14 protein-coding genes are annotated in these 13,724 nt (G+C 35.1%); 11 read left to right on the top strand and 3 right to left on the bottom strand.

From position 1 onward, the window contains the following. Positions 1–59: 59 nt before the first annotated feature. From B2Z27_RS16160 to B2Z27_RS16110, 11 genes are all read left to right on the top strand, one after another. Positions 60–221 (top strand): hypothetical protein, encoded by a 162-nt coding sequence (locus tag B2Z27_RS16160; protein WP_283636710.1) that lies wholly within the window; start codon positions 60–62, stop codon positions 219–221. A 16-nt stretch (positions 222–237) separates the two neighbouring features. Continuing rightward, positions 238–1,074 (top strand): DUF932 domain-containing protein, encoded by an 837-nt coding sequence (locus B2Z27_RS16155; RefSeq protein WP_286814422.1) that lies wholly within the window; start codon positions 238–240, stop codon positions 1,072–1,074. Positions 1,075–2,043: 969 nt separating this feature from the next. Then, positions 2,044–2,388: a single-stranded DNA-binding protein gene (locus B2Z27_RS16150; protein WP_286814421.1), complete on the top strand. Its 345-nt coding sequence runs from the start codon at positions 2,044–2,046 to the stop codon at positions 2,386–2,388. Positions 2,389–2,466: 78 nt separating this feature from the next. Beyond that, positions 2,467–2,847: a DUF6876 family protein gene (locus tag B2Z27_RS16145; RefSeq protein ID WP_286814419.1), complete on the top strand. Its 381-nt coding sequence runs from the start codon at positions 2,467–2,469 to the stop codon at positions 2,845–2,847. Between the two features lie 11 nt (positions 2,848–2,858). Beyond that, positions 2,859–3,056, top strand: coding sequence for a hypothetical protein (locus B2Z27_RS16140; protein WP_286814417.1), 198 nt, complete (start codon positions 2,859–2,861; stop codon positions 3,054–3,056). Between the two features lie 445 nt (positions 3,057–3,501). Continuing rightward, positions 3,502–3,882 (top strand): BfmA/BtgA family mobilization protein, encoded by a 381-nt coding sequence (locus tag B2Z27_RS16135; RefSeq protein WP_286814416.1) that lies wholly within the window; start codon positions 3,502–3,504, stop codon positions 3,880–3,882. A gap of 10 nt (positions 3,883–3,892) precedes the next feature. Then, positions 3,893–4,924, top strand: coding sequence for a MobB family relaxase (gene mobB, locus B2Z27_RS16130; protein WP_286814415.1), 1,032 nt, complete (start codon positions 3,893–3,895; stop codon positions 4,922–4,924). A 5-nt stretch (positions 4,925–4,929) separates the two neighbouring features. Next, a complete protein-coding gene (locus tag B2Z27_RS16125; RefSeq protein ID WP_286814414.1) occupies positions 4,930–6,510 on the top strand; it encodes a type IV secretory system conjugative DNA transfer family protein in 1,581 nt (526 codons plus the stop codon). A gap of 227 nt (positions 6,511–6,737) precedes the next feature. Then, positions 6,738–9,842 carry an HsdM family class I SAM-dependent methyltransferase gene (locus B2Z27_RS16120; protein ID WP_286814413.1) on the top strand — a complete coding sequence of 1,035 codons (3,105 nt, stop codon included), beginning with the start codon at positions 6,738–6,740 and terminating at the stop codon, positions 9,840–9,842. Between the two features lie 3 nt (positions 9,843–9,845). Then, positions 9,846–10,466, top strand: a complete 621-nt coding sequence (locus B2Z27_RS16115) for a hypothetical protein (RefSeq protein ID WP_286814412.1) — start codon at positions 9,846–9,848, stop codon at positions 10,464–10,466. A 61-nt stretch (positions 10,467–10,527) separates the two neighbouring features. Next, the gene (locus B2Z27_RS16110) at positions 10,528–11,577 is read left to right on the top strand and encodes a hypothetical protein (protein ID WP_286814411.1); all 1,050 of its coding nucleotides are present in this window, start codon (positions 10,528–10,530) and stop codon (positions 11,575–11,577) included. A 3-nt stretch (positions 11,578–11,580) separates the two neighbouring features. Here B2Z27_RS16110 and B2Z27_RS16105 read toward each other — a convergent pair whose 3' ends face one another. Genes B2Z27_RS16105 through traM form a run of 3 tightly spaced genes read right to left on the bottom strand, consistent with a single transcriptional unit; the run spans position 11,581 to position 13,713 of the window. Further along, the gene (locus tag B2Z27_RS16105) at positions 11,581–11,943 is read right to left on the bottom strand and encodes a hypothetical protein (RefSeq protein WP_286814410.1); all 363 of its coding nucleotides are present in this window, start codon (positions 11,941–11,943) and stop codon (positions 11,581–11,583) included. Positions 11,944–11,950: 7 nt separating this feature from the next. Next, complete coding sequence (locus tag B2Z27_RS16100; protein WP_286814409.1) at positions 11,951–12,787, bottom strand: DUF4138 domain-containing protein; 837 nt, start codon at positions 12,785–12,787, stop codon at positions 11,951–11,953. After that, complete coding sequence (traM, locus tag B2Z27_RS16095; protein WP_286814408.1) at positions 12,784–13,713, bottom strand: conjugative transposon protein TraM; 930 nt, start codon at positions 13,711–13,713, stop codon at positions 12,784–12,786. Before traM ends, B2Z27_RS16100 begins: the two co-directional genes overlap by 4 nt. Positions 13,714–13,724: the final 11 nt, after the last annotated feature.

Here is a 13,724-nt window from a genome sequence, read left to right as displayed (position 1 = left end):
GATTTTAGCTTCCGTTTGGGTTCTGCTCAAATATTGTTTAATCACTAAAATTTAAAATTATGAAAAAAGCAACATCAAAATCCCAAGTTTCATTAAAAAAAGCAGAAGAGCATTATCAACTAAGTAGCAACAATTACAAAATTGAAAGTGCAGAGAGTCATTTAGCATACTACAGAGAAAAGCATCCAATCTATTACGCTGTACTGTCACAAATTGTTTAATCTAAAATCAAAAGTTATGTATTTACACAAATTACAACAAGATGAAATTTTCGTTTCCAATGAAATGAAATCCTTAGAAAGTATTACCGGAATGCCATCCAGAAAAGGACTGGAAAATACCATTATATCCAATGGACAAATTGTCAATGTATTGTCTAGCAGTTATGGACACATTCCAAATGAACTCTTCTTCAAGAAAGCGGAACAGCTCTTGATAGACGCACATCTAAAATACCATAAGCGAACTATCAACAGAGATGACAGGGCTTTTGTAACCGACTTTATCATCGAGGATGACAATCAGTTTTCCCTGAAAAATGAAAAGGGTAAAATATTACCAATGCTTCGTTTCAAAAATTCCTATGATGGCCGAGAGAAAACTTCAGGACATTTTGGATTTTACAGAGAAGTTTGTACGAACGGATTACACGTCTCAAATGCACAGATTGACTTTTCAATAAAACACACAAAAAATAATACAGAGTTGATACTGCCGAAACTGAACGGACTGTTCGAGCAGTTTTTGGATAACGAGTTTTACGAAATCACTAAAAAATTCAGGGAAATGGAAGAAATAGTACTTATCGATACTAAAGCTTTCGTGAAGGAGATACTAGAAAAAACGAAACTGTTCCGATATGAATGTAGCGACAAGAACGATAGCCCTTCCAAAAAATCTAGAGAATTACTAGATTTAATTGCTGAGGAAGGACACGATTGGTACTGCACACCGACTTTATGGGATGGCTACAATGCCTTCAACTGGATGCTTCATAATACCTTAAAAAAGACTTTTTCCCAACAAGAAAAGTTAGATAAGTTGATATTCGATGAAGTATATGCGATGGTGTAGATTTCGCAAATAGGTTTATCTAGTGCCATAAACTGGATACTTAATTTGAGGTCAAGGCAAAGAATTAACAAGCTTATACACCAAACCGTTCAGCACATTCCCCTACATTCCGAAAAAAGCTTCATTCCAGGAAAAGAGCTTCCCTACACAGGTCTTGGACACAACTTCAAAGCTTCCGAATTCCATTTCACTTGCCCGTTCAATTCCGAAAAAACGGAAAACGGTCAAAGTACATTTCAAGCTACAGCTTTAAAGTTAAGTCCGCTTTAAATCCTACTAAATAAGAATATACAGTTTTCATAATCCGTTCAGCACATTCCCCTGCATTTCGCGAAAAGCTGCATTACAGGAAAAGAGCTTCTCTGCAAAGGTCTTGTACATAATCCCCAATTTCAGCTTTCCATTCCGTTAACCCTTTCCGCTACGCTGGAAAGGAACACTTCATTCCCTAGCCAAAATTATGAATCAAGTCCGCTTTTTCATCGGAAAGTCATCACTTCGATTTTCTTAACGGAATTTTCGGTGCGGTCTTCTTGAGGCCTTACTCGAAAATGACTAAAAACCGAACCGCAGCCTTACACATTTTAAGGGGTTTATAATGGATAAAGCCTTTATTGTTTTTCGGGTCGTCGAAAAACAGGCAGTGCATAACCAATTTTAGATTAACCCCAGCTTCATATTTCGCTAAACTGTCTGTACGCTCAAACGCAACTGCGTTTAAAATAATTGCTAATGCCCTTATGGAACTTGTCAAGACCATAGCAAGTTTTAGTGAAAAATAAGGTTTCTACTTCCTTGAAAATGCAAGCATTTTTCTACGTCGCAAACACACCTGATTTGTTCCTGAAAAGTCTTGACAAAACCCACTCTATCCATTGTGCGGTGCACAGAAGAAAAGAACAAACACCCCTTAAAATTTAATCTGTTTTAAATCAATGGGGAAAATATAAATCACTTAAATATTTTATTATGACAAGTATTAAAAATCAGGTACAGTTAATTGGAAACGTTGGACAAGAACCAACCATTACAAACCTTGAAAGTGGGAAGAAAGTAGCTCGTTTTTCAATCGCCACAAACGAGTATTACAAGGACGCTAAAGGCGAGAAACAAACGGACACGAACTGGCATACCGTAGTTGCTCGGGGCAAGACTGCCGAAATTGTTGAAAAATTTGTAGGTAAAGGCAAAGAAGTAGGAATAACAGGAAAGTTAAAAACAAGAACCTACACCACAGACGACGGAAACCAACGCTATGTAACGGAAGTTGTAGCCGATGAAATTCTTTTACTTGGAAGTAAAGGCGATAAGTAAGACTAAAATTAAAGAGGGCGTAACCGTCGAAAGTTGCGCCCTCTTTTTCATTATTCACTAATTTAAAAAAGCAAAACAATGAAAGTTCAAGTTAATGAAATCAAAGAAAATTTACAGACATTTAGTGGTACTAATTTCTTTTATCAAATTCCACTTTTGAAAACCCGATTTACGGATGGGTTAAAATATTTAGCTGAAGTTGCCGAATGTTTTTGGCTCATTACGGACACCTCCGTAACTGCAAAAAGTCTGATGAATCGTAGTGAATTTGTAACCATAGACTTTAAAAGATTGTCCGAAGAAAAACAAGATTTTACAGGTTATGAAGCCGAAATTATTTACACAGATGGCAACGATAATATTTTAGAAAAACACGGGTATCGAGCGACTGATTTTCCACTCGATGAACTGCGGTTATTTTTTGTAAATAATACGCTGATGTTACCTAGCGAATATTAAAATCTGTAGCTATGGTATATCTGAATTTTACAGACCTGAGCGAAGAGGCTCAAAACCGACTTTTGGAAACTTCCAAAGAAGATGTGAAACGAAAATTTGGCGATAGTATTCGCAAATACTTAAAAGAAAATTATGGCTGTTTTGAAACGTTGATAGAGGAAGAAGCACTTCGGAATTTATATTCCTATACCTACGTTTTCAATATATAGTTTTCGGCAAAACTGAACCAAGCACCTCTAAAATTTTAGGGGTGTTTTTGTGTGTAATTAAACCTATATCAAGAAAAAATCACTATCTTTATTTCGCTGAAATTCAGCATTCAAATTAAAGTAAGGTTATCCACTTTTCGACTTTCGCCGTTACCCTTGCACATCGAAAAATAACATATTGGAAAATCATTTTCCCTGAAAATGGCAATCGGCTTTTTAGCCGGATTGTATGGATTTTTGTCACGCTTGCGCGTGACGAAAAGGAATAGCAAGAGGGTAACGGGCTGCGCCGCGTTACATATTCCATTTTCGTTTTAATCCATTGATTTTTAATCACTTAAAAGCAAGCAGTATTTAAAAATTCCAACAATTTGCGTCAAATGGTCTTGGAACACCAGTAAATAGGGATGGATTTACGTCAAATCTTTAAAAAAAGCGAAAGGAAATGGATTCATTCATCACTATCAGGTTCAAAAGAAAAACGGCCAAGCGGTTTCAGGAATTTTCAAAAATGCACTTTAAAACGCACACCGAAGCGATGGAAAACATCCTCGATTTTTTCCTCTATAACGAGATTTCCCCAAAGGAAAAATTAGGACCTACAGGTAGAACCATTGAAGCCAAGCTCTTAAAAAGAATCAATGCGGTCATTGCCATAATGCGTGATGTCGAAAAGACACAAACCAAACCTACGGTCGCAATGTTGCAGTCCCTTTTTGTGATGGAAGAACCCAACAAAAAACCATTAATAGTTGAAAAGAAATATGCTGAAGAAAATAAAGAAGTGCGCTTTCGCGAAAAGCGAAATCTAAAAAACGAACTCTAATATTCGAGCTATGTATATCACAATAACACCCCAAAAAATGGGCGGTAATTTTTCCAAAAGTTCGGCAGATTTTGTTGGGTATTTAGAGAAAGAAAATCAAGGTTTGGAACAGCGAGAAATGGAACATTTTTTCAATCAATACGGCGATGAGATTTCTGCTGAGGAAGTCATTAAGGAAATCGATGGGAATACCGCAAAATTGGAAAAACACGAACCAAGATTCTATTCAATTACCGTTAGTCCTTCAAAATATGAATTGCAAAAACTTCAGAACAGTAGCGAAGATTTAAAACGATACACAAGAGAGCTAATGAAAGATTATGTGGCTTCATTCAATAGGGAAATCAAAGGGCGGCCGGTTAACATCGATGATATAAAGTACTATGCAAAAATAGAGCATCAACGCACCTTTAAGGGAACAGATTTTCAGGTAAAAGAGAACCAACCGTACGCCACCAAAATTCTTCAGCTCAAAACGGAAATCCGAAATATCCAAGAAGGAAGAGCTGAAGGAAATATTAAAAGGATGGAAAAGGAAATCGCCAAACTGGAAAGCCAAGCGACCCACCAACAAAACGGAAAACGGATTGTCCAGGGAATGCAAAAAGATGGTAACCAAAGCCACATCCATATTATCGTGAGTCGTAAGGATGCGTCCAACAGATTCAGTTTATCGCCCGGAAGCAAATACAAAGCATCTGATGTAAAGTTGAATGGGGAAACCGTAAAACGGGGATTTGACCGTGATTCATTTTTCGAGAATGCAGAAAAAACATTTGATAAGACTTTTGGCTATAAACGAAACTTTGCTGAGACATACAAAGCCCGAAAGGATTTTGTAAAAAACCCCAATCTATATTTCGCTGCCTTGATGAAACTACCAGCTAACGAAAAAGCATTGGCTTTCAAAATGATAGCAAAAACTGGATTGCCGATAGTGCCAAATATTCCACTTAGTCAAACACAGATTGCACTTCGGATTCTTAAACGATTAAGGCGTGGTGCTGAAATAGCGATTAAATCAAGTTCCATAGGAATCTAATAGTTATGCAGATAGATAATTTCATAACGATACTTTCAATTATTGGTCTGGCCAGTATTGTTTTCTATACGATGTTTCGGGCAAGTAGGTATGCATTCATCGTTAATTTTCTGGTGCTTGGTGCGATGGTGTTCTATTTGAATGAGGAAAACCGACTAATTCTGATTTCTCTCTATCTGGTTTGCCCTCTCATATTAATTAACATAGGAATGTATGTGTTCCTGCATAAAACGGACAAGCCGTTAAATGGCGATAGCAAATATCAGGTCAATTTTGACACCACTAAGGGTAATTTTAAACTGGACAATATTAAACGTGGTGCATCCATTATCGGTTCTGCTGGAAGTGGTAAGACCGAAAGTGTGGTGTATGGATTTTTGAAACACTTCCGAAAAGAAAGCTTTTGTGGCATTATACACGATTATAAAGATTTTGAACTTACCGAAATAGCATATCCTCTTTTTAAGGATGGCGATATTCCGTTTAAGGTTATATCCTTCGATAAAATCATCCATCGGGTAAATCCTATTGCACCACGCTATTTAGAGAACGAGGAAAGCGTAAACGAGGTGTCACGGGTTTTAATCGAGAACCTTTTAGAACAAAGAGAAAGCGGAACAACGGGAACAACCAAATTTTTTAATGATGCTGCGGAAGGTTTGATTGGTGGGTTGATTTGGAAACTAAAAACCGACTATCCTAAATACAGTACTTTGCCACATTTGATAGCAATTTATCAATTGTTGGACACCGATAGCCTTATACAGTTTTTGGAAACCAATACTACATCGAGAGCAATGGCAGATGCTTTTATTAGCAGTAAGGATTCGGATAGGCAGACAGCTGGCGTTAAAAGCACCTTAGCCAATGCGCTAAAACGAATTAGCACACAACGCATTTTTATGGCATTATCCGCAGATGAAGTGCCACTCAATATAAACAATGAGGAAAATCCAGCAGTCATTTCAATAGTCAATAACCCGAAATTTGAAACGTCCTATTCGCCAGTAATTGCCACCATTATCCACACCATTACTAAGCAAATGAGCGTGCGAAATTCCAAGCCTTCATTTCTGCTAATGGAAGAAGCACCGACCATACGCTTATTAAATATGCACCGTATTCCAGCAACATTGCGAAGCTTTGATATTGCTACAATTTATGTGATGCAAGACAAAATTCAAAACGATATGATGTATGGTGATAAGGCGAGTAAAGCGATTTTAAGCAATCTTTCTTATCAGTTTTTCGGAAAGGTAAATGACCCGGATACCGCAAAGTATTACGAACGCTTTTTTGAAATCATTAAAGACCCAACCAAAAGCATAAGTCGTGGTCATAACCTTGATTTTGATACACGCATTACTACAGGCGAAAAGGAAATTCCCAAAATAAGAGCTGATGTGTTTTTTAGACTGAAACAGGGCCAGTTCATTGCGTATGCTGATGGGGAGGATAAGAAAGTTCAATTCAAATTGGCAGATATCCAAAGAGAGTTACCAAAGGAAACTAAGCAGTTTTCACAGGTTGATTTGGTAGAAAACTTTGAACGAATTTATGACGAGGCGAAGTCGATTTTTAAATGATTAGAAGGTGGTGTAACTAGTGGTGTAATGGGGGGTGCAATAGAACTGATTTTTAAAGGAATTGATTTTAATATTAAAACGGTAGCACATTAAACTATCGCATCCATAAATTTGGAAATATTCCAAATAATAGTAAAACTTCGATTATCAAAATCGCAAAATCATTTGTACCTTTGGAATTAATTTAGTATGTAACTAGCTATCAGATATTTTGGACAACTTTCGATATGATTGATTTTGATATAATAGAAAATTTAGGCTTGGATAAGGCCGTCTCTGTCACTTCGGAATCTACTCAAATTTCGGAAAGTCAATTAGTTGTAATCAATCAAGTAAAAGATTTCGGTATTGATGAAATTTATTTCAGTACCGACGAAAATCATAATAGTTATCCTGCGGTTTTTTTAAAAAAGGTTGAAAAATTTGATGATAGGGCTCTTCATCAAGTTGCAAAGACTCAAAAAAAAATCTGGAACTTCAAAAAGGTAATTTTTCTATACGTTTATTCGGAAACTGAAATCCGTATTTACAATTGTGCCGAGAAACCTCTTATAATCAAATCAGATGATTTTGATTATAAGAAAGAACTTAAAACACTCGAAATAGAGTCTTATAAGTTCAAGGATAAAACCAAACTCAAACAGCTTCAAAATCTTTTTTCCACTATTGCCATTGATACAGGTATTATATGGACATTAGAGGAAGCCTTTGAGATTAGAAAGAAAATAAGCCTTCAACGAAGGGTTGATAAATACCTTGTAGAGAGCCTAACCCATACTGCCAAGCAATTACAAGATGAAGGGTTAGAAATTAACCTCATTCATAAAATAATAATGCGCTCTCTATTCCTTTTGTACTTAGAGGACAGGGGAGCAACTGATGAAAAGTTTTATTCTAAAATAAAAATAGGGGCTAAGTCTTATTTTGACATTTTGGACGATGCTGATAAGACATACTCACTTTTTAAGAAACTGGAAGAATATTTTAATGGTAATGTTTTTACTATAGATAGCAATGAATCAATTTCTAGAGAGCATCTAAAAATTATCCGAAAGTGTTTTATAAACGGTAATGATAATTCCTTACAGCAGAATCTTTTTGAAGATTTACGCCTGTTCGATTTCAGTATTATTCAAATAGAATTGTTGAGTGAAATCTATGAGAACTTCCTTGCTGAAATAAACCCTACTTTAAAACAAGATACAGGTACTTATTACACACCACCTTCCCTAGTTGAACTCATATTAAATGAAAAATTACCAATCTCTAGGACAGAAAAAGAATTTAATATTAAGGTGTTAGACCCAACGTGTGGTTCGGGGATTTTTTTGGTTGAAAGTTTTAAACGTCTAGTCAAGCGTCACGAAAATGCAAATGCAGAAAAGCTTACGGATTTTAACGAATTGAAGAAGCTACTGACGGACAATATATTTGGTATAGAAATACACCCTCAGTCTATCAAAGTAGCAGCTTTCAGTCTTTATCTGGCTTTAGTAGACAACTTGAATCCTAAGACAATTTGGCAAAATAAAGACTATCGCTTACCATATTTGATAAATGACCCTTCGGATGATACTTTGGTCGAACAAGGCAATAATCTATTCCGAAGTGATACTATTCAGAAAAATCCACAAGTAGAACAAATAGATTTTGATTTGGTGGTGGGCAATCCGCCTTTTGGCACTAAGAACTTATCCCAATCTCTTCGAGATTATAGTGATAAATATGGATTTGCTAAAGAAATGGTTCTACCATTCTTACATAAGGCAACTAACTTCTCTGAAAATGGGGAAATTGCTTTGATTTTCAATACCAAAATACTGACGAACACCAAAATAACGTATCAAAATTTTAGAAAGTGGCTCTTTAATGAATGTTATGTAGAGAAAATATATAATTTCTCGATTTTACGAAATGCACCTAAAGATTTCGGTGGTCAATTGTTTGGTTCAGCAACTGGACCAATCAGTATTGCATTTTATAGAAAAAATCCACCAAAGAAAAAATCGGACACAATTGTCTATTATGCCCCTAAGACCTACATTAAATCTAATGTTATTGAAGGTGTTAGCATTGATGGAACAGATTTAAAATATCTTCCACGGGAAGAATGCAATAAACCAACTTCAAAAATTTGGAAAATTGCAATGTGGGGTGGAATTGGAGATATTAATTTAATACAAAAACTAAATGCTTTAGGCAGTCTGGAACAGTTTATATCGGATGAGAAAATTGACAAGGGCTCTGGATTACAATTTTTGAATAATTCTACTAAGAACCCGAAAGTAGATAACGAAATTCCAAATAGATACATTGCCCCTAAGAATATTAGACGTTACGTTTCACACTCATTTTTAGATTTGAATTCTGGGCTTACTCAGCGGTCTAAGGAAATATATGCTAAGTATTATGGCGTGCAAGTGGAAGACTTACCCACAATCAATGTATTTAGACGCGTCGGAGCAAAAAAAACTTATTTTGCACCACATATCTTAATTAAGGAAGGGCTTTCCAATTGGAAAATTTGTGCTTCTTATGAAGATGAAGCCTGTTCGTTTAATAGTAAAGTCTTAGGGCTTAGTCATCCTGATTCAAAAGTACTTAAAGGATTAACTTGTTTTATAAACTCAAAGCTTGCTTATTATTATCTTTTCTTATGTTCAGCATCTATCGGAATAGAAAGAGAAGAAATCAAACCTAATGAAGTTTATCGACTGCCATTTTCTTTGTCCAAAAAGAACCTATATCATCTTGCTGATATTTATGATAAGATGATAATTGAGGAATCTAAAATTTTCAATACAAATTCAAAAAAATTTGAAAAGGAGATTGATAGCTATATATCTAAATGTTTTGACTTTTCAATCAATGAAAGCTTAATTGTAGACAATTTTGTAGAATTTACAATTCCATTATTGATTAAGAGATATCAATATGTTCTCGGTCCAACTAACAAAAATGAAATTCAAGATTATGCCATAAAGGTTTCGCAACATCTAAATGACTTTTTGCAAAATCAGAATCTCTATGCTAATTGTACCATTTATGGAAACATAAGTCATTTCTCACCTTTAATGATAACTAAGGTTGCGTTTGAAGATTCTGAAAGAGAAGTTTCAATTTCTAGCGTGGATATACACGACATATTGCGGGACCTGGATAAAGAATTGTGGCAAAAGAAAGCAACCAACATTTATTTCAGAAAAAAACTAAATTATAAAACAGGCAACGAGATTTTTATTGTTCGTCCCAATCAGAGGCGATTCTGGACTCAATCGATGGCGATTGAAGATGCTTCGGAATTAATACTGGAAATTCTTAATGAGGTATAGTAAATGGGATTAAACAAAGTAATAGTTGCCAGCTTCAAAAGAGGCTTTGAAGAAAAATGCTTTCAGCTGATAACAGAATCTTATGTTTCAGCTATGGAAACAAAAGTCATCAAACTAAACTGGGATGAAAACGACATTACTTCGGAATTGCACGGACACATTAAGGAAAATCCACTAAGATTAAAGTGGAGCATCGTTACAAATGTTGAGCAGCATCTGCCTAAAGATGATATAGAAAAGGAAAAGGGTTTTGCAGCGAAACTTCCTAGAATAGACCTTAGATTGGTAACCATAAATTCATCCCTAGAATACGAATACCATATGGAAGCCAAAAACCTCAAGGAAAAAGATTCTGGTTTAAAACGACGATATATTGATACTGGAATTAACAGTTTTGTTACTCATAAATATGAGAACGGATGCCTACTTGGGTATGTACTCGAAGGAGATTTGGAAAAAACCGTAAATGGGGTTAATAAGCTTTTGGAAAAAGACGAAAGGGAACTTGAATTTTTGAAACCCAAACCCTATCACTTTCACGATAAGTATTACGAATCAAAGCACCCTGACAATATGGTAATAAAACATTTTATGTTTGATTTCACTTCTTTAAATAGTGCCTAGAAGCATATAAAAGAGGTGTTTTTACTTTCCGAAAAGACTTTAACTAATACCATAATTTCATTTGGAAAACAATACAGAATTATCAAGGGAAATACTCAACGAATTTCTTGAAAGGTGGGACATCGAGACCATCAAATCTATGAACTTAGAACAGTATGTTTCTATTGGGAATAAAGATACATTCTGCCAATGGTTGGAAACCAAAACTAGAGCTCTGGGAAGTATTAAGGGTATAAATTCTAGCAAATTTGGAATTTATAAACGAAGTGACACAAATGCAAATCCAAAAAACTTAATAAACGACAATCTTTATTCCTGGCAACGTTACTATGGAGAGAATAGAAAAGAAGCATTTGAAAACGTAAAAGCTGAAATCTTAAAGATTATTGAATATTCCGAAAAGGGAGACTTTGAAAAAATTGATGATTTACATCTAACTCTTTTTGTAAAATGGAAAATAGCCTATCTCTATTCAAACGAAAGATTGATTCCAATTTTTAAGAAAGCCGTACTTCATAAAATTGCTGAACATTATGGGTTGAATGTTACTAGAAAAACTAGAACTTCTGAAATTCAGAATTTGATTATTGCCAATAAACCATCCCATTTATCAATATATCAATTTGCTGATTTTCTATATGAGAAATTTGGTCGTGATAACGGAAAAACGACAAACACCGGAAAAAAGAGAAAAACTAACAGAAAGGGAACTAAATTGAGAAGTTCATCTAAACAGAAAAGAAGGGGAAGCACCAGTTACATGGCAGAACAAAAACACAACAAAATTCAAGAAATACTACAGAAACAGCTGGAACAAAAATACGGTAAAGACAATGTTATACTTGAGGAAAACTATGTTGACATAAAAGTTAAATTAGAAAATGAAATTCATTTCTATGAAGTAAAGTCATCGTCCTTTGCCTCTGATTGCATTAGAGAGGGTTTAGGTCAATTTTTATCATATATGCAAAAGGACGATGACAATAGAACAAAATTATTGTTCATTGCAGGACAGTACCCGCCTAACCAAGATGAAATTGATTATTTGAATTTCGTAAAGAAAAAATTAAAAATCGATTTTGATTATGTTAATGTTGAACTAAAAGATTAACCATTAAAAAGGCCCTTTTTCCCTCGGTCCTTTGCTCGTTACTTTCCATTGACCATCTTCCTTGATGAGTTTAAAGATACCAAGCTTATTATCATAATTAGAACTGTATTTGACCCACGCAGTATCGGTCTCAATAACTTCATCCGATATGGTAACCTTTGCATCATTATCTGCATCTGGCACTAAACCTTGAATCATCATTAAACTATCATAACCATCAGAAGTTGTATGCTTTTTTAAAGTGCCATTGTCCTTAGCATAAAAGCTTTCAACAACAATCTTCACAGTTTCGGATGGCGACATATTCTTGGTTTCAGAGCAAGAAATGAATAAAAGTACGAGTGAGCAAATGACTAATCTTTTCATAATATTATTAATTTGGGTTATTGATATATCTGTGCGATATATTCAGTTTTATATTGCGTTCGCCATCTTTCTCGTTCAATTCTAAAATTGCCCTACGGTCATTGGATAATGAGAATTTGGGCATTACATAAACTAATCGAACCATTTTGCCTTCTGCAATTTTTGAAGGCAGACGATGCTTGCAAATAGGTTCTTGATATAAACTCTGTAAAGATTTCCTTTTCCCTTTTTGTCGAGTCTCGATTGAGAGGTTCAAGAAATTCAAATCGTAATCCATCGTAGAATTATTCTCAATATGGATAACGAAGTAGAGTTCTTCTTTATCAAAAACAACATTCTCAACGGTCAAGACAATGCCTTGCGTTCGCTTCTTAATCCGACCAATACGTTGGTTTCTGTTAAGAAGATAGGAGCAGAATTTTTGATAATAGTAGGTTCTGTTATCTATATTTTTTTCAGAAGTTACAACCTGAATCGAATCGGCTACGATTGGCTTCTCATTACCAATACTATTTGATAATGGGATAAAATAATTGAGCTTTGATAGCTGCTTTTTATATCTTACAATATACGAAAAAATTGCATCATTTCTATTGACTACCAGTAGATTACTTTCTTTCCCGGGCTTTGCCTGAAGTAATCCAAAATACTGTTCTTTTTCACGATTATAACTAAAGACAAAATTATCCGAACCGGTTATGCCTTGTCTTATGGGTTCTGGAAAAAAAAGCGCAACGTTTTTAGTATCGTTTGCATAAATGGTATCGAGTACGTGTGTTGCTTGTGCATTAACTTTCGTAAAAGTTGAAACTGACACAATCAATATTAGGATTATTGTTCTCATAATTTTGGTTTTAGGATTAATCTATAATTGTTCAACACGGTCACTTTTACCCTTCGATTAGAACGCCGAAATACTTGAGTAAGTCCACCCACTTGTGGAAAACTAGGAATATTGATATCACCAATGACATCATCCAGCACTTCTCTCGTTGCTTCCGCTCTAAAATTGTTCTCAACATAAATGCCTTCGCTTCCATCTTGCAAATCAAATGCTTTGAGCTTTGTAGGATGATGATTAATATTTTCGATTTCAATGAACGCACGATTTGGCTGAAAACTCATAAATCCAAAAACAGGCGTATTCTTTGGTATCAACTTACCATTGATAGTTGCCGATTTAGTAACGCGCATTCTTAATCTAGTATTTGCCGTTACGATTTGGTCGCCATCGACGATGACGTAAATACTTTCATCTGTATTGCCAATAATCGAAAATTCATTGGGTTTAGGCGAGGCGGCAAAGAACAATTGATGTTCCAGACCCAATTCTTTCACTTCAATTTTTTGTTCTCTTTTGATATCGGCAGAATCAATTTGTCGTGTATTCTTTTGAGCTACTTTCTTTTTTCCAAAGTTTTGATATTGCTTTTCAGAGTATTGAATCTTACTGGCCTCATAAATACTATCAACAATGCGTTCTTTTTCCTGTTCCGGTAAATCAGGATTGTATAGACCTGTTGAATCCAAAAATTTTTCATCGTAGATGCTGGGTGCATTATTTTCGCGCACTTCCTTCAAATCATTGATAGCATCAAGTTTGGAATCGTATTCTTTTTGATTTTCGTCCAAATCTGGTATCAAGGTCTGTTCGAGGTTTTCATTCTCATTTTCGTCATCGCCCATAACCATCATAGAATAGGAAATCAGAAATATGAAAATCACGACCAATACCGCTGCAAAAACTATTTTGTTCTTTTCTACTTTCATAATAGTGGTTT

It is taken from the genome of Maribacter sp. UBA3344 (assembly GCF_002362375.1).
In the GTDB taxonomy this organism is placed as follows: domain Bacteria; phylum Bacteroidota; class Bacteroidia; order Flavobacteriales; family Flavobacteriaceae; genus Maribacter; species Maribacter dokdonensis.
This window is presented reverse-complemented; position numbering and strand designations above follow the sequence as displayed.